The organism is Natrinema sp. H-ect4 (genome assembly GCF_041894845.1).
Lineage (GTDB): Archaea > Halobacteriota > Halobacteria > Halobacteriales > Natrialbaceae > Natrinema.
Window position 1 is genome coordinate 16,652 of sequence record NZ_JBHDYC010000015.1, and the last position, 15,735, is coordinate 32,386.

A 15,735-nucleotide genomic window follows, 5' to 3' on the forward strand; every position below is an offset into this window, starting at 1 on the left:
CTCCGTTCGACGGCCGGATTCAGTTGCGAAAAATCGCCACTCACTCCGCGTCCGGCCGCTGCTCGGCAACGTCGTCGACCGCGTGGATCCGAACGTCGGTCGGCCGCTTGGTGAACTGGCCGAGCGAGCGCGCGATGATTCGATCGACGCCGCGGTCGGCCGCCAGATCGAGGAGCCGCTGGTCGAGGATCCCGTCGAGGACGACCGTCGTCGGCGCGGTCTCGAGGGCCTCGAGCGTCTCGTAGGTCTCGCTCGCGTCAGCGTCGTCGATCGGGTCGGCCTCGGCGTCGAGAAAGCGGACGCTGTCGGTTCCCGCCCGAATGACCGCGGTCGCGTGCCCGTAGACCGTCTCGGGGGCGCGATCGGTATCTGACTCGGCGTCGGTCGCGGCCTCGTCCTGGCGCGTCCGTTCCGACTCCGTCTCCGCCTCCTCGGCGGACGCGCCCGACTGCGCCCGACTCGTCGCCGCTCGTTCCGGATCGACCGCCGACGGCGTCTCGAGGGCGGCGCTCGAGTCGGGAGCTCGCTCGCTCGACTCGAGATCACCCTCGTCGTCGGGCTCCGTGGTCGTCGGTGACGCGGTCGACAGTTCGGACGGCGGCGGTGCCGGCGTCGTACTCCCGTCGGTCGCGGCGATCGCGTCCCGGGGCTCGTTCAGCTCCGAGACGGTCTCGTAGGGCACCTTGTTCCGGAGCGCGGCGAACAGTTCGTGGTGGTTCAGGTCCTCGACGGAGCTCTCGGTGGGCGCGAAGGCGACGTAGTCGAGGTCGCCGACCTGAGCGAGTTCCTCGAGGATGAGGTCGCCACCGCGGTCGCCGTCGAGGAAGGCCGTGACGGTGCGGTGACGAGTGAGTTCGGCCACGGCGTCGGGGACGCTCGTCCCCTCGACCGCGATGGCGTTTTTGATGCCGTACTTGAGCAGGGAGAGGACGTCGGCCCGACCCTCGACGACGATGATCGCGTCGCTGTCCGTCACTCGGGGGCCGGCGGGGAGTCCCTCGTACTCGGTGATGTCTTCGACGCGGACCTGCTGGCGCACCTCCGCGAGGATCTCGTCGGAGGACATGATCGTATCGTCGAACCCCGTCCGGAGCAGTTCCTTCGCGCGGTCGACGACTTCTTTTCGCTTCGCTGCGCGCACGTCCTCGATCTCCCGTACCTCGAGGTCGGCCCGGCAGGGACCGACCCGGGTGATGGTCTCGAGGGCGGCGGCGAGGGTGGCGGTTTCGACCTTGTCCAGACTGGTCGCGATCGTCACCTGTCCGTGTGACTGACCGGCGGTGCTCGTGATTTCGACGTCGATACGACCGACTTTGCTCGACTGGCGGAGGTCGCGGAGGTCGAGGTCGTCGCCGAGCAGTCCTTCGGTCTGGCCGAAGATCGCGCCGACGACGTCGCTTCGCTCGACGATCCCGTCAGCCGTCACGTCTGCGTGGATAAGATATTTCGAGGTGTCTTCCATTGGAGATCTGTCCCCGGGAGGGGCGGTGACGCGGGTGTCGCGTACAGAGACCGATTTATATGTAATTTCGGTCGTGGGGGGCAAATAGCTGTTGACCTCCGTAGGCGTTGGCTCGGCTCAGTTTGCCGGTGAGCGTTCGATCTCGATTCGGCATCTTCGAACGTGCCCGATCGTCGTTCTGTATGCGAAAGCGACGATTTGAACGACCGTTCACTATAGACGGGAAATGGAACGGTGGGTTCTGAAAGGAATCTATAGTATCAACTGAAACGATTTATACACCGATCGCGAAGCTGTCGTGCGATCGGGTGTGCATTGACTTTCAGTTGGCACTATAGTGAAAGAAGTGTCCTGCTATCGTGGCAACACGGAGAGGCCACACCCTCTCCAGCCGATTTCTGCTCACGGGCGCTATGCGCCCGTGAGCATGGTTCGCGGAACCAAAGGTTCCGCGCTAACGTTCGCTCGCTGCACTCGCTCACTCATCCAACGGAAGACACCCCGCGTCTTCCGAGCAGTCCCTCGTTCCACTCGCGACGACCTCGCGCAGTGTCGTCCGACGCCCTCGCTTGGCTCACGGTTCCCTTCGGTCACCGTTCGCTCTCCGAGGTGCTCACTGTGTTCGCATCTCGCGACGCTCGGTCGGCGGACAGCGCGCGCCACCGCACGTCGGTTGATCAGACTGAGCGATACAGAGGTTCCCTGTACAGATCGTTCTACCTCGTCTACGACTTTCGTCACCGGTGTCATCCGTATCGGGTTTCGAAACGAGCCACGTGGTCAGTATCTGTATACGTTCTTCATGGATACTGTGGACAAGTTATTTATAACTGTTTCACCTGCCGTTACGTATGACGGCAGGTCCGCCGATAGACGAACTCCATTTCGATGACGCACCGGACGTCGACTCCGTCCCCGGCCCAAACACCAGGGCGCTGCTCGAGAAACAGCGCGAGATCGACAGTAGCGCGGTCGCCTATCCGGACGACATCCCCATCGCCTTCGAGGAGGGGAAGGGCGCGACGGTCCGTGACGCCGACGGCAACACCTACATCGATCTCTTCGCGGGCATCGGCGTGCTCAACGTCGGCCACTCGAACCCATACGTCCTCGAGGCGGTCCACGAGCAGGCCGACAAGTTCGTCCACACGGTCGACTTTCCGACCGAGGCACGCCTCGAGCTGATCGAGAAACTCGACGAAATCGTTCCTGCTGGTTTGCAGGGCCAGAACAAGGTCGTCTTCGGCGGCCCGACCGGCAGCGACGCCATCGAAGCGTCGATCAAACTCGCCAAGTACAACACCGGCGGCGACGGCCTCATCGCGTTCCGCGGTGCCTACCACGGTGCAACGACCGGGGCGATGAGCGTCACGTCGAACAAGAAGTTCAAGGCCGACTACACGCCGCTGCTCGCCGACGTCGTTCATGCCCCCTATCCGCACCCGTTCCGACAGGGGAAAACGCCCGAGGAAGCGGTCGATCACGCGCTCGAGGAGGTCCGGGCCATCGTCGAGGATCCCTACGGCGGGCTGGCCAATCCAGCCGGCATGATCGTCGAACCGATCCAGGGCGAGGGCGGCATCGTCACGCCGCCGAAGGGCTTCCTGCAGGGACTGCGCGACATCGCAGACGACAACGACGTCGTCCTCGTCTTCGACGAAATTCAGAGCGGGCTGGGCCGCACCGGAAAGTGGTGGGCCAGCGACTGGGAGGGTGTCGCTCCCGACGTGATGACCTCCGCGAAAGCGCTGGGCGGCGTGGGCTTCCCACTCTCGGCGACCATCTACCACGAGGATCTGGACACGTGGGGGCCGGGCGACCACGCCGGCACCTACCGCGGCCACGTCGTCGGGATGCGGGCTGGGACCCGCGCCATCGAGTACATTCAAGAACACGACCTCCTCGCGCACGCTCGCGATCTCGGCGAGTACATTCGGGGCCGGCTTCGCGAGGCTGCCAACGACAACGAGCACCTCGCCGACATCCGCGGCAAGGGGCTGTTCATCGGCGCGGAGTTCGTCGATAGCGACGGTAACCCGGACGGCGACCTTGTCGACGCGATCCAGCAGTACTGCTTCGAGCGCGGGGTCCTGATCTGGACGGCCGGCCGCCACGGCAACGTCCTCCGATTCCTGCCGCCGCTGGTGCTCACGCACGACCTGGCTGAGACGGCACTCGACGTCATCGTCGAGGCGATCGACGACGTGACCGCCGAAGCGACCCAGACCGCCTGACTCGAGCGGTGCGAAAGCGCGACGAGACTACCCACACCACGTCCGACATCGATTTTATGTCCGACACCGATTCCATGTCCGACACCGATTCCATCGAAACCGACGATGCACCGAGCAACGACAACCCCTACTCGCAGGGGGTTCGCGCTGGCGACACGCTGTACGTGTCCGGCTACGGCCCCGTCGACCCCGAAACCGGCGAGGTCGTCGACGGCGATATCGAGGCCCAAACCGACCGGGTGCTCGATAATATCGCCGCTGTCGTCGACGAAGCCGGCGGCGACGGCCTCGCGGACGTCGTCAAAGTCACCGTCTACCTGACCGATCTCGCGGACTACGAGCGGGTCAACGAGGCCTACGGGAGCCGATTCGGCGAGGAGCCGCCGGCTCGAGTCTGCGTGGAGGTCTCGCGACTCCCCGGGGACGTTCGCGTGGAGCTGGACGCCACGGCGTTCCTCGGGTGAGGGTCCGACGTCCGGGAATCGCCGGCTCGATCACACGAATTCGGGCGCGAACGGGTAGCGCCACGCGTCGCCGAAGATGGCTTTTGCCATCGCGACGATCCAGACGAAGAAATTGAGGAATCCGAGGAGGATCGAGACTAGCGCCAGCGCGAAGACGGGGACGAAGACGACCGTTTCGATCACCCCCGGAAGCGCGACGTACTCGAACAGCGCGTCCAGTCCGAACACGAGGACGAACACCGCGAGGAACGATCCGCTGACCAGCAGCTGCCAGTTGAGCGCGTTCCGCGCGTTGGCCCGCGTGAATTCGTGTTCCGATACCGCGTAGATGATCCCGGCGGTGACGAACCCGAGAAACGGGAGGATCGCGATGAAGTGGACGAATATCCCCAGGAGCGTCCGCTCCGTGAGGATCGACGGGCCGGGTTCGGTCGAAGTCGATTCGGGAGACGGCGATTCGTTCGGGGTGGAGTCAGTCGACATGGGTACGTGTTCTGGGGTGTCAGTTGGGTGACAGTCAGTTGCGTCGCGTTACTTCGGACTGGTCCGTTCAGGCGTCGGAATCGATCCGTTGGCGCCGTCGTCGCGACGGTTGCGAACGGCGCGTTCGGCGAAGAGGAGGACCAGACAGACGACGAAGAGATTGCCGGCGGCCGCCCAGAGCCCGTGACTCGCGTCGACGGGGGCCTCTATCGATAGCACGATCATCCCGACGCCGACGCAGAACAGCACCAGGCTAAGCTGGAAGCCCGCCAGGACCAGCGTCCTGATCCCGGCCGGGTTCCGGAGTCGGAGGAAGTCACGCGCCGACAGCGTTTCGAGGGGTGAATCGTGAGCGAGCGCCCGTTTCCCGTCCGGCGAGAGCGGCCACTGCGATTCGGGATGGTTGACGTAGTACAGCGTAATGGTGTCCGGATACGTTTCCGCGGCGACGACGTCGATTTCGCGGAGTTCGTCGAGCCGGTTTCGGACCGTCTCTTTACTGACCGTCGGCTTGACCCGAGCACGGAGCTGCTGGATCGAAAAGAACGGCCGCTCGGACTCGAGCATGACCTCGACGACGTGTTGCTGCGTGAGTTTCTTGTCGAGTGCGGGATCGATCCGATCGTCGATCCACGTTGGGAGGGGCGGCATCGATGGTCCATCCATCGAGTGGTTGTAAAGTAAATCCCGTGATGGATTTGGCGGGCACCAAACGCGAATGTGCGGCCGCAAAACGGTGCGTCGATCGCTCGAACGTGCGGCTGGCTCGAAGTAAGCGAGCGGTAACGCGTCTGCAAACCCCGCGAGTTCGGTTCAGGAGTGATCTCGTCTCGAGCGGACCCGTGAACGATTCGTTCGGCGACGCGAATCACGACGCAGCGCAAGAGCGGGCTCCACGCGGCGGCCAGTCTTGTCTTCCGCACGCCTCTCTGACCGCCGTTCCCCTCGACCGTCTCTGCGCTGGGACCGTCGCGGTCTTCGCGTCGGTTGCTCGTGTAAACCGCTCGAATCTGCGTCGACCCCCGACTATCTACATCGATCGTACGTAATCAGTATACGATTATCGACTACGATTAAGTATCTCCCGCGCGTAGAACCGGCAAGAATGTCCTACGAAGCGCGAAACAGATTGCGCGAATTACGGCGGGAGTTCCACCGTCATCCCGAACCGGGCTGGCGCGAGTTTCGGACCACCGGACGGGTCGTCGAGGAACTCGAGCGGATCGGCGTCGACGAGATCGCCGTCGGCCGCGACGCGCTGGCGACGGACGAGCGCATGGCCGTGCCGCCGGCGGCGGAACTCGAGCCGTGGATCGAGCGCGCCCGCGAGGCGGGCGTTCGGTCGGATATTCTCGAGCGCACGGCCGACGGTCACACTGGCGTTATCGCGACCCTCGAGCAGGGGGAGGGTCCCTGCATCGGGTTGCGCGTCGATCTCGACGCGATTTCGATGCGGGAATCCGACGAGAGCGAGCACCGGCCGGCCGCCGAGGGATTCCGGTCCGAACACGACGGCTACATGCACGCCTGCGGCCACGACGCCCACCTCGCGATGGCGCTGGGGACGCTCGAGAGGGTCAAAGAGAGCGAGTTCGACGGAACGCTGACGGTGTTCTTCCAGCCCGCCGAGGAGATCTCCGGCGGCGGGAAGGCGATGGCCGAGAGCGGCTATCTCGACGACATCGACTACCTCCTCGCCCTTCACATCGGCCTCGATCATCCGACGGGCGAGATCGTCGCCGGCATCGAGAAGCCGCTGGCGATGGCACACCTGACCGCGACGTTCGAGGGGGCGAGCGCCCACGCCGGCAAAGCGCCGAACGAGGGGGCCAACGCCATGCAGGCGGCGGCGACCGCGATTCAGAACGCCTACGGGATTCCGCGACACAGCGACGGGCTCACGCGGATCAACGTCGGCCGAATCGAAGGCGGTACCGCGAGCAACGTCATCGCCGAGGAGGTCACGATCGAAGCCGAGGTCCGCGGCGAGACCACCGCGCTGATGGAGTACACGCGCACGGAACTCGAGCGCGTCTGCTACGCCGCCGCCGAGATGCACGACTGCGACGTCACGCCGCGGGTGATCAGCGAGTCCCCCCGCGTCGACAGCCACCCCGCCCTGCGGGACCTCGTGGGCAACGTCGCCTGGGAGATCGACGGCGTCGAGCGCGTGGTGCCGACCGAGGAGTTCGGCGTCAGCGAGGACGTGACCTACCTGATGGAGCGCGTCCAAGAAAACGGCGGGCTGGCCTCGTATGTCCTCGTCGGGACCGACCATCCGACCAGCCACCACACGCCGACGTTCGACATCGACGAGGACAGCCTCGAGGTCGGGGTGACGTTGCTCACCGAGACGGCGACCGAACTCTCCCGTCGGCGGCCGTAGCGGTTGGCTCTCGATCGGGGCTGAGACGCCCCTTGTAACCATCTGATGGCGCTCACCGGGCGGACGGTTCGCCGTAACTCTCGTCGAAAACCGCAATACTGACTGACAGTCGAACGGACGCTTCTGTCCGTCGAGAATCACGTTCGCTGAATGGGAAACGTTAATTCGCGGGCTCTCCGTGTATCCCCTATGAGCCAAGACGACGTTCCGGAGTCGTTGCGGACGGCGGCGGACTCGGATCGCCCGCGCGGCATTCTCACGCCTTCCGACCGCGATTTCTTGCTCGGTCGAAAGACGGACTACACCGACCACTCGAAGAAGCAGAAGCGAAACCGGATCCGACGCCGGGTGCGCAACGCGATGCTCGACTTCAGCATCCTCTTCGAGTACATGGAGGAACGCGACCGAGAGACGGTCTTCGATCCCGACGCCGAGGATCGCGACGCTTACACCCAGGGAATCACCGATATGCTCGCCTTTCTCCACCTCGGGACGATCGGCTATCACACCCCGTTCAAGGACATGCTTTCGGAGGGCGTCGGCAAGGCCGAACAGCGTCTCGCCGGCTCGAACTACCGGATGGTCAACGTCGAGTTCAACGTCGAACCGGTCGGCCAGATCGACGTCGACGAGGTCGTCGACAAACTCGAGAACGAGGAGTTCGCCCAGCTCACCGACGAGGAACTCCGCGCGTTCGTGCGCCTGCTGACGATGTCCGATGGCTTCTCGCCGGAGGACACTCGCGCGGAGATCAAAGACCGGGTCGACGAGTTCGCCGAGCGCGTTGCCGAGAGCACCGAGACTCGCGAGCAGACGCTCGAGGAACTGACGAACTGAAACGGTAGTGTCAGTCAGTTCCGGCGCAGCCCCATGCGAGTCGGGGCTGCGCCGGGACGCGGTGACGGCAATCCGTCTAGCCCGGCCGCCTTCGATTATCGTTTTCGCCGACGAGTCATCGATCCTCGCGCGGGTCTCGCCGGCTCCAACACCCACCGAACGCCCGTTTACTCTCAGTTACTGACCTCGAGAAGAGTACGGCAAGTTTTACTACTGATCTGTTCTTAGCAGCACTCCTGCCTTTAACTCTCTATTTTATGGCCGAATGTTGCCAATCTCTCTGAGTAGGCCCAGATATCGTCCAAATACACAATAAACACAAACTGTTGATAAACTGCACGAGTGAGAAACACTTATTGTATACGGCGTCAATGGTAGCGGTATGCCATCATGCAGCATGGCGAACGGTAGGTGGAGTCACAGGAAATCATCGACCTGTCGCCTGGTTCGGGGGGTGAGACGATGAGTGGTGCCGACGCTGATCAGGGGATGGTCGACGAGTTCCTCGAGGAGATCGACCTGGTCGTCTTCGCGTTCGGAGCGCTGTTGACCGTCGGTGTGATCGCGGCGTTCTTCATCAGTCCGAGTACGGTCGAAAACGGTATCTCGACGCTCAACGATCAGATGCTCGGTGCGTTCAACTGGGCGCTGCTGTTGATCGTGTTCCTGATCGTGGTCTTCCTCCTGTTCCTGATCATCGGCCCGTGGGGGAAGATCAAGATGGGTGATGAGGATCCGGAGTACAGTTTCCTGTCGTTCTTCGCGATGCTGTACTCCGCGGGGTTCGCCGCCGGCGTCGTGTTCTGGGGGCCAACCGAGGCGCTGTTCTACTACGACAGTCCATCGCCCCTGTTCGGCGGCGTCGAGGGCAGCTCGGCCGAGGCGATGGCCGTCGCGATACAGCAGACGCTGTTCCACTGGGCGCTGCCCCAGCTCGCGGTGTTCACGATAATGGGGATCGCGATCGGGTATTTCGCGTACAATTACGATAACGTCCCGCTGCGGGTATCCTCGGCGTTGACCCCGATTCTCGGGAAAGAAAATCTCGACGGCCCGGCCGCGAAAGTCGTCGACATCCTCGCCGTCTTCGCGACGATCGGCGGCGTGGCCACGTCGCTCGGCTTCATCGGGAGTCAGTTCATCACGGGTCTAGACTACCAGTGGGGTATCAGTATGGGGAACATCGGCATCCTCCTCGTGGTGACCTTCATGACGCTGCTGTTTACAACTTCGATGGTGCTGGGAGTCGACAAGGGGATCCGCCGACTGTCGAACTTCAACATGATCCTCTTCGTCGTCCTCATGGTGGGGACGTTCATCGTCGGTCCGACGCTATTCCTGATCCTGCTCGGCACGCAGGCCGTTGGCGGAATGGTCTCTGACTTCGTTTCGATGAGTCTCTTTACCGGTGCCGGTACCTTCGGTGCGGGTGACCCGGAAGCCACGAACTGGATGAACGCCTGGACCGTCTTCTACTGGGCGTGGGCGCTCTCGTGGTCCCCGTTCGCGGGTCTGTTCATCGCCCGCATCTCCAAGGGGCGAACCGTCCGTGAGGTCGCGTTTACCGGTATCGTCGCGACATCCGCGGCTACCATCCCATGGTTCACGTTCGTCGGCGGTACCTCGGTCTGGGCTCACCACAACGGTGTCGCTGACTTCAGCGCTGTGATCGCCGGTGAACAGGGCGCGGAAGTCTCCGGTTTCATCCTGTTCGAGACGTTCCCCTTGGGATCGATATTCATGTTAGCCTTCATGATACTCGTGACGACGTTCTTCGTCACGTCCGCGGACTCCTCGACGCTGGCCGTCTCGATGATGACGACCGGCGGTAAGGCGCGTCCGTCGACTATCAATCGGGTCTTCTGGGGCGTCGTCCTCGGGATGACCGCCGCGATCCTGATGATCCTCGGCGGTACCGGCAGCGCGAACACGCTCCAGCAGGCGGCGATCATCACCGGGACCCCCTTCGCCTTCGTCTGCTTCCTCGCGATGTGCTCGCTGATCACGGACTTCGGCTCGAACTTCGGCCGGGTCCTCCTGCAGGACGAAACCGTCCTCATCGGCTCGAGTACGAAGGCCGAACCCGAGCCGGAGTCACCCGGGCCAGGGGGTCCCGTCGAATCGGACGACGACTGAGACGGACTGGCGGTAGTCCGTTTGAACCGCCCGCGACCCGCCACCTCTCCGGCCGATCCGCTTCGGCCGTCATGCTGTCCGTTTTTTCGCGCCGTCGATGCCCGCCCCCTCTCTTGCGACGACCGCCTCGCCAATCGATAACAAGTTTTAATGTATGAGGTACACATAAATTGTGTATGGATAGGGACACGGCGGAACCCGACGCGGACGCGCTTCCGGGGCCGAACGCCCAGCAGTGGGTCGAGTTCCATCAGGAGTACTCCGCCCCCAGCGAGTACTCCCACGAGTTCGTCTGGGACGTGACCCGCGAGGCCGACGGCCCCTTCGTCACCGATGTCGACGGCAACGTTCTCCTCGATTTCACCTGTCATATCGGCGCGGCACCGCTCGGCTACAACAACGAGAAGGTCCTCTCGAAGGTCCGCGAGTTCGACCTCGTCGAACCGATGAAGATCGCGGGCCAGGACATGTACTTCGGCTCCGGCCCGAGCCCCGACGAGGCCGACTTCCCCGGCTCGAGTCACCTCATGAAGAAACTCACTGAGGTCTCGAGTCAATACGGAATGGACACCGTCTTTCTCTCGAACTCCGGCGCGGAGGCCATGGAGAACGCGATGAAGATCACGAACGATTACCGCGCGCCGTCGAAGTACGGCGTCGCGTTTTCGGGGAGCTTTCACGGCCGCACGCTCGGCACCCTCTCGCTGACGAAGTCCAAGGAGGTCTACACGCGCCACTACCCCGAAATCAGCGGGATCGAGACGGTCCCGTTCTGCGACGATCGGGGCTGTGACGCCGAGAGCTGCGACTGTGGCTTCTTCGCCGGCGGCGGCTCACAGCTTCGCAGTATGCTCGCGCCCGAGGGTGGTCACATCGACCCCGACGAGATCGCGTTTCTCACGCTCGAGCCGATTCAGGGCGTCGGCGGCTACCGATTCCCCAGCGAGACCTTCATGCAGGAGGTCGCCGACGTCACCGACACCTACGACATCCCGCTGGTCGTCGACGAGATCCAGGCCGGCGTCGGTCGCACCGGCGAGATCTGGGCCTCCGACCACTATGCGATCGAACCCGACGTCATCGCCAGCGCGAAGGCCTTGCGCGTCGGCGCGACCATCTCTCGCTCGGAGGTCTTCCCCAGCGAGAAGAACCGTCTCGGATCGACCTTCGGCGGCGGCGACATGCTCGGGTCGATGATGGGTGCCTTTACGCTCGAGGCAATCCAGGAACACGACCTGCTCGAGAACGCCACTCGCCGCGGCGAGCAGGCAAAAGAACTCCTGCGCGACGACGCGCCCGACTCCGTCGTGGACGTCCGCGGCAAGGGTCTGATGCTGGCCGTCGAGTTCGATACCCCCGAGCGCCGGACGAGCGTCGTCGAGGCGGCCCTCGAGCGCGGCCTGCTCACCCTCGGTTGCGGGACGAAGACCATCCGGCTGCTCCCGCCGCTGGACTCGAGCGAGCGCGAGATCGAACTCGGGATCGAGATTTTCTGCGAGGCGATCGAGGCCGTTAGCCCGAACGCGAAAGTAGCCTGACGATCCGGCGTTGAACGATCGGATTTCGGCTCCGCCCTCACGGGGCCGGCGGCTGGAACCGGACGCCAGCGGAAACGTGATGGCCGAACCATCCCTCAGATCGCGAGCGACACTACTCCCGCAAGCAGGATGAGTACCGCGCCGACTATCGAGAGCCAGAAGCTCACACGACCGATATCGATGCGATCGGTGTTTCCGTTCAGAATGTGGTATCCGTTACCGAGAAGGATCCCGACGCCGCCTATGATCATCAACGCCGAACTTATCGAGAGTACGAACCCGTCGGAATCACTGGATACGATGTTCGAAACCCCGATTAGGGTGAGGCCGCCGCCGACGACCATCTGCGAGACGTAATAGAAGAGCGTCCGATTCACATCCGTATTTATCTGTGAGATATAAAAAATACTTCGCTGACATTCGTTCGATCGCTATCGGCACCCATCGCCGGACGAACCGGAACACGGCCGGCGGCTACTCGAGCGTGCGCTCCACGACCGACACCCCCTCGAGCGCCGACAGCGCTTCGAGTACCCCCTCGAGATGCCCAGGGCCGCTCCCCTCGACCCCGATCGTTACGGGCGTCCGATTCGGGTGGTCGACCGCGGTGCGACGGGCCCGCTCGAGGACATCCAGCTCGGCACCCTCGGCTTCCACCGTCTCAACTACCGCGCCGACGCTCGTCGGCCAGCCCGCGAGCGCGAGTCTCGCTTCGGTGTAGCGCTCGAGTTCGTGCAGCCCGGTTCTGGTCAGTTCGGCGTGCTCGGTGAGGTTCACGTTTCCGCCCGAGATTATGATGCCGACGTGCTCACCCTCGAGGTCCAGATCGTCCGACAGTGCGGCCGCCAGCGGGGCGGCACCGGCGCTCTCGGCGACCGTCTTCGCGCGCTCGGCCAGCAGGGTGACCGCGGCGGCGATCTCCCGATCGCTCACGCTGACCACGTCGTCGACGACCTCGCGGGCGATTTCGAACGTCGTCTCGAGCAGTCGCGTATCCGCGATCCCCTCCGCGACGGTGTCGACATCCGGGAGCTGGCGGATTTCGCCGGCCTCGAGCGACGGCTTCGCGTGGGCGGCTCCCTCGGGCTGGACGCCGATCACGCGAACATCGCGCTCAGCGGCCTTCAGGACCGTTCCGATGCCCGAAATGAGCCCGCCGCCGCCGATCGCGACCAACACGGTGTCGATCTCGGGATACTGCTCGAGCAGTTCGAGGCCGATCGTTCCCTGCCCCGCAACGACGTCCGCGTCGTCGAAGGGATGGACGAACGTTTCCCCGGTCTCTGCGGCCCGTTCGAGGGCGTACTCGTAGGAGCGTTCGTAGATGTCGCCTTCGACGACGACCTCGGCCCCGTAGCCGCGGGTGGCCTCGATCTTCGCGGCCGGCGTCACCTCGGGGACGACGATCGTCGTGTCGATGTCGAGCAGATCGCCGGCCAGCGCCACGCCCTGTGCGTGATTGCCCGCGCTCGAGGCGATGACGCCCACCTCGTGCTCCTCGGGTGACAACTGGGCCATCGTGTTGTACGCGCCGCGAATCTTGAACGAGCCGGTCCGTTGGACGTTCTCGAGTTTGAGCCCGACCGAGGCTGCATCGCTCATGTGGGAGAACGTCCGCGAGGTGTCGAGCGGGGTTCGGTGAACGACATCCGCGATGCGTTCTCGGGCCGCTTCGACGTCCTCGAGTGCGACGAGCGCCTCGTCGGAGTCGCGGTCCCTGCTCATCCGTCGTCCTCAGTGCGCGTTCCGGTCTCGCCGAGCGCTCCGCTCTCCCCGAGTGGCCCGCTTTCCCCGTGCTCCACGGTCGCCCCGTCATCGACACGCGGAACCGGATGTCGGCGCTCGAGGTCCCGGATCGTCCCGACCAGTACGTCGACGCCGTGCTGGAGGCTCGCCTCGTCGACGTCGAAGGTCGGCGTGTGGTGGCTCGTCGGGTGGTCGGTACCGACGATCATGTAGGTCGCCAGCCCGCCCTCGTCCTGGACGCGCTCCATCAGGAAGGTCGCGTCCTCGCTCGCGCCGAAGTCGGCGGCCGGTAGCACGTGGTCGATCCCCTCGACGCCGTTCGCGATCTCGCTGACCAGGGCCTGCAGTTCGGGGTCGCTGTCGGCCCGCGGCGACTTGCTGACCACGTCGACCTCGGCCCGACAGCCGTGCATCTTGGCCGCCGATTTGATCGTGCGCTCGAGTCGCCGTTCCATGAACTCCATCAGCGCGGTCGTCTCGCCGCGGGCCTCGGCTTCCATGTACGCGTGCTCGGCGATGACGTTGCTCGCGGTTCCCGCTTCGGCCTTGCCGATATTCACTCGAGTCATGCCGTCGCTGTGCCGGGGGATCCCGTAGGCGTTCACGATCGCGGCTCCCATCGCGTGCATGGCGTTGGCTCCCTCGTTCGGTGCCTTCCCCGCGTGTGCGGAGGTCCCGGTTATTGTCGCGTCGACGTGGGACATCGCGAGGGGCTTCTCGATCCCCGCAACCACTTCGCCTGTGGGATGGTCGAGGCCGACGTGGATCGCGAGCAGGTAGTCCAGGTTATCCGCGAACTCGCTTTTCGCCATCGGGCAGCCCCCGCCACCGGTTTCCTCCGCGGGCTGGAAGAAGACGACCAGCCGCCCCGAGAAGTCGCTCTCGGCGATCGTCTCGAGGACGGCCAGCCCCCAGGTCATGTGAGCGTCGTGGCCGCAGGCGTGCATCGTCCCGTCGATCTTCGAGCGAAACCCCTCGTTCGCAGGGTGGTGCTCCGAATCGGTCGATTCCTCGATGAACAGCCCGTCGATGTCGACCCGCAAACCGATCGTGGGTCCCTCGCCGCGCTCGAGGACCGCGACTGCACCCGTGTTACCGCCGGTCATCCGCTCGAGGAGGTCCTCGTCCGCGCCGCGCTCGCGGGCGCGTTCGATCCAGGGCTCGAGGTCGTCGTCGGTGACGGCCATTCGATCGGCGGGGTCGTAGGCGTCCGGTCCGACGGCCAGTTCGTCGACGCCGATGGCTCGGATTTCATCGACGAGCCGTGCCGTGGTGAGGAATTCGCGCCACGCCGGCTCGGGGTGGCGGTGGAAGCTGCGCCGGAGGCTGACGAGACGGTCCCGTATCGGCTCGGTCATGCGGGGTACTGACGCGCCCCAGGAACTTAATTATACACAATCAGTGTTTACGACGGGTACACAAAAAGGATAAGAGAGCGCGTGACAATGGTAGGCCAACACGGAACTCTCCATGAGCACGGATCCAGACATCGTCGTTCTCCGAGAGGGGACGGAAGGGCTGCCGATGGCGTCGTACGCCGAAACCTTGCGCGAACGGGTGCCCGATCACACCGTTGCGCTCGCGCGAACGCCGAAAGAAGAGCGTGAACTCGTTCCGCAGGCGCGGGTCGTGACAGGCATCACGATCGATGAAAATCTCCTCGAGCGCGCCGATCGGCTCGAGCTGTTCGCGTGTACCTTCGCCGGCACCGACCACGTGCCGATGGACGCGCTGGCCGACCACGGCGTCGCCGTCACCAACGCGGGCGGCATCCACGCGCCCGGCATCGCCGAGCAGTCGATCGGCAACATGCTCGTCTTCGCGCGCCGGCTCCACGAGGGCTGGCGGCGGAAGGAAAACGACGAGTGGCGGCACTTCCAGTCACACGAGTTCACCGACAGCACCGTCACGATCGTCGGCCTCGGCTCGATCGGTCAGGCGATCGTCCAGCGCCTCGAGGGGTTCGAGGTCGAGACGATCGGCATCCGCTACACGCCCTCGAAGGGCGGTCCGACCGACGAGGTACTGGGGTTCGACGAGGACGATATCCACGAGGCGTTCTCCCGGAGCGACTATGTCGTCCTCGCGTGCCCGCTCAACGACCTGACCCGCGGGCTCGTCGGCGAAGACGAACTCGCCACGCTCCCGCCGAATGCGGTCGTCGTCAACGCCGCTCGCGGCGGCATCGTCGACACCGACGCGCTCGTTTCGGCGCTGCAGTTCGAGGGCATCCGCGGGGCCGCACTCGACGTTACCGATCCCGAACCGCTCCCCGCCGATCACCCGCTCTGGGACCTCGAGAACTGTCTCATTACGCCCCACACGGGCGGTCACACGCCGAAACACTGGGACCGACTGGCCGACATCGTCGCGGGCAACGTCGACGCGCTCGAGACCGGCGGCGACCTCGAAAACGCCGTCTATCAGCCCGACTCGAGCGGAGCGTAAG

General features: G+C 64.4%; 13 protein-coding genes. 7 read left to right on the top strand and 6 right to left on the bottom strand.

What is annotated here, in order from left to right:
- Positions 1-40: 40 nt before the first annotated feature.
- Entirely contained in the window at positions 41-1,462 is a 1,422-nt protein-coding gene (gene dnaG / locus ACEWFR_RS17690; RefSeq protein ID WP_374062295.1) for a DNA primase DnaG, read from the bottom strand.
- A gap of 851 nt (positions 1,463-2,313) precedes the next feature.
- On the opposite strand from dnaG, the gene ACEWFR_RS17695 reads away from it, so the two are divergent.
- The gene (locus ACEWFR_RS17695) at positions 2,314-3,696 is read left to right on the top strand and encodes an aspartate aminotransferase family protein (protein WP_374062296.1); all 1,383 of its coding nucleotides are present in this window, start codon (positions 2,314-2,316) and stop codon (positions 3,694-3,696) included.
- A 74-nt stretch (positions 3,697-3,770) separates the two neighbouring features.
- Entirely contained in the window at positions 3,771-4,160 is a 390-nt protein-coding gene (locus ACEWFR_RS17700) for a Rid family detoxifying hydrolase (protein ID WP_374062378.1), read from the top strand.
- 30 nt (positions 4,161-4,190) lie between these two features.
- Here the strand turns inward: ACEWFR_RS17700 and ACEWFR_RS17705 are convergent, their stop codons facing one another.
- Both ACEWFR_RS17705 and ACEWFR_RS17710 read right to left on the bottom strand, forming a co-directional pair.
- Entirely contained in the window at positions 4,191-4,643 is a 453-nt protein-coding gene (locus ACEWFR_RS17705) for a DUF4870 domain-containing protein (protein ID WP_374062297.1), read from the bottom strand.
- Between the two features lie 48 nt (positions 4,644-4,691).
- Positions 4,692-5,294 carry a hypothetical protein gene (locus ACEWFR_RS17710; protein ID WP_374062379.1) on the bottom strand — a complete coding sequence of 201 codons (603 nt, stop codon included), beginning with the start codon at positions 5,292-5,294 and terminating at the stop codon, positions 4,692-4,694.
- 454 nt (positions 5,295-5,748) lie between these two features.
- On the opposite strand from ACEWFR_RS17710, the gene ACEWFR_RS17715 reads away from it, so the two are divergent.
- The 4 genes from ACEWFR_RS17715 to ACEWFR_RS17730 all read left to right on the top strand — a co-directional run bounded on the left by ACEWFR_RS17715 (position 5,749) and on the right by ACEWFR_RS17730 (position 11,540).
- Complete coding sequence (locus tag ACEWFR_RS17715; protein WP_374062298.1) at positions 5,749-7,029, top strand: amidohydrolase; 1,281 nt, start codon at positions 5,749-5,751, stop codon at positions 7,027-7,029.
- 189 nt (positions 7,030-7,218) lie between these two features.
- Entirely contained in the window at positions 7,219-7,866 is a 648-nt protein-coding gene (locus ACEWFR_RS17720) for a hypothetical protein (RefSeq protein WP_374062299.1), read from the top strand.
- 462 nt (positions 7,867-8,328) lie between these two features.
- On the top strand, positions 8,329-10,002 hold the full coding sequence (locus tag ACEWFR_RS17725) for a BCCT family transporter (RefSeq protein ID WP_374062300.1): 1,674 nt from the start codon (positions 8,329-8,331) through the stop codon (positions 10,000-10,002).
- Positions 10,003-10,178: 176 nt separating this feature from the next.
- On the top strand, positions 10,179-11,540 hold the full coding sequence (locus ACEWFR_RS17730) for an aminotransferase class III-fold pyridoxal phosphate-dependent enzyme (protein ID WP_374062301.1): 1,362 nt from the start codon (positions 10,179-10,181) through the stop codon (positions 11,538-11,540).
- Between the two features lie 95 nt (positions 11,541-11,635).
- Here ACEWFR_RS17730 and ACEWFR_RS17735 read toward each other — a convergent pair whose 3' ends face one another.
- The 3 genes from ACEWFR_RS17735 to ACEWFR_RS17745 form a co-directional block, all read right to left on the bottom strand.
- Positions 11,636-11,917 (bottom strand): hypothetical protein, encoded by a 282-nt coding sequence (locus tag ACEWFR_RS17735; protein ID WP_374062302.1) that lies wholly within the window; start codon positions 11,915-11,917, stop codon positions 11,636-11,638.
- A 97-nt stretch (positions 11,918-12,014) separates the two neighbouring features.
- Complete coding sequence (gene ilvA, locus ACEWFR_RS17740) at positions 12,015-13,265, bottom strand: threonine ammonia-lyase (protein ID WP_374062303.1); 1,251 nt, start codon at positions 13,263-13,265, stop codon at positions 12,015-12,017.
- Positions 13,262-14,644, bottom strand: a complete 1,383-nt coding sequence (locus ACEWFR_RS17745) for an amidohydrolase (RefSeq protein ID WP_374062304.1) — start codon at positions 14,642-14,644, stop codon at positions 13,262-13,264. Before ACEWFR_RS17745 ends, ilvA begins: the two co-directional genes overlap by 4 nt.
- Before the next feature lie 112 nt (positions 14,645-14,756).
- Between ACEWFR_RS17745 and ACEWFR_RS17750 the strand changes: the two genes are divergently transcribed.
- Positions 14,757-15,734, top strand: a complete 978-nt coding sequence (locus tag ACEWFR_RS17750) for an NAD(P)-dependent oxidoreductase (protein ID WP_374062305.1) — start codon at positions 14,757-14,759, stop codon at positions 15,732-15,734.
- Position 15,735 lies beyond the last annotated feature (1 nt).

Coding starts and splice junctions, on each gene's coding strand:
- ACEWFR_RS17750 (WP_374062305.1), top strand. CDS start 14,757: ATGAGCACGGATCCAGACATCGTCGTTCTCCGAGAGGGGACGGAAGGG.
- ACEWFR_RS17720 (WP_374062299.1), top strand. CDS start 7,219: ATGAGCCAAGACGACGTTCCGGAGTCGTTGCGGACGGCGGCGGACTCG.
- ilvA (WP_374062303.1), bottom strand. CDS start 13,265: ATGAGCAGGGACCGCGACTCCGACGAGGCGCTCGTCGCACTCGAGGAC.
- ACEWFR_RS17695 (WP_374062296.1), top strand. CDS start 2,314: ATGACGGCAGGTCCGCCGATAGACGAACTCCATTTCGATGACGCACCG.
- ACEWFR_RS17710 (WP_374062379.1), bottom strand. CDS start 5,294: ATGCCGCCCCTCCCAACGTGGATCGACGATCGGATCGATCCCGCACTC.
- ACEWFR_RS17700 (WP_374062378.1), top strand. CDS start 3,771: ATGTCCGACACCGATTCCATCGAAACCGACGATGCACCGAGCAACGAC.
- dnaG (WP_374062295.1), bottom strand. CDS start 1,462: ATGGAAGACACCTCGAAATATCTTATCCACGCAGACGTGACGGCTGAC.
- ACEWFR_RS17705 (WP_374062297.1), bottom strand. CDS start 4,643: ATGTCGACTGACTCCACCCCGAACGAATCGCCGTCTCCCGAATCGACT.
- ACEWFR_RS17715 (WP_374062298.1), top strand. CDS start 5,749: ATGTCCTACGAAGCGCGAAACAGATTGCGCGAATTACGGCGGGAGTTC.
- ACEWFR_RS17725 (WP_374062300.1), top strand. CDS start 8,329: ATGAGTGGTGCCGACGCTGATCAGGGGATGGTCGACGAGTTCCTCGAG.
- ACEWFR_RS17730 (WP_374062301.1), top strand. CDS start 10,179: ATGGATAGGGACACGGCGGAACCCGACGCGGACGCGCTTCCGGGGCCG.
- ACEWFR_RS17745 (WP_374062304.1), bottom strand. CDS start 14,644: ATGACCGAGCCGATACGGGACCGTCTCGTCAGCCTCCGGCGCAGCTTC.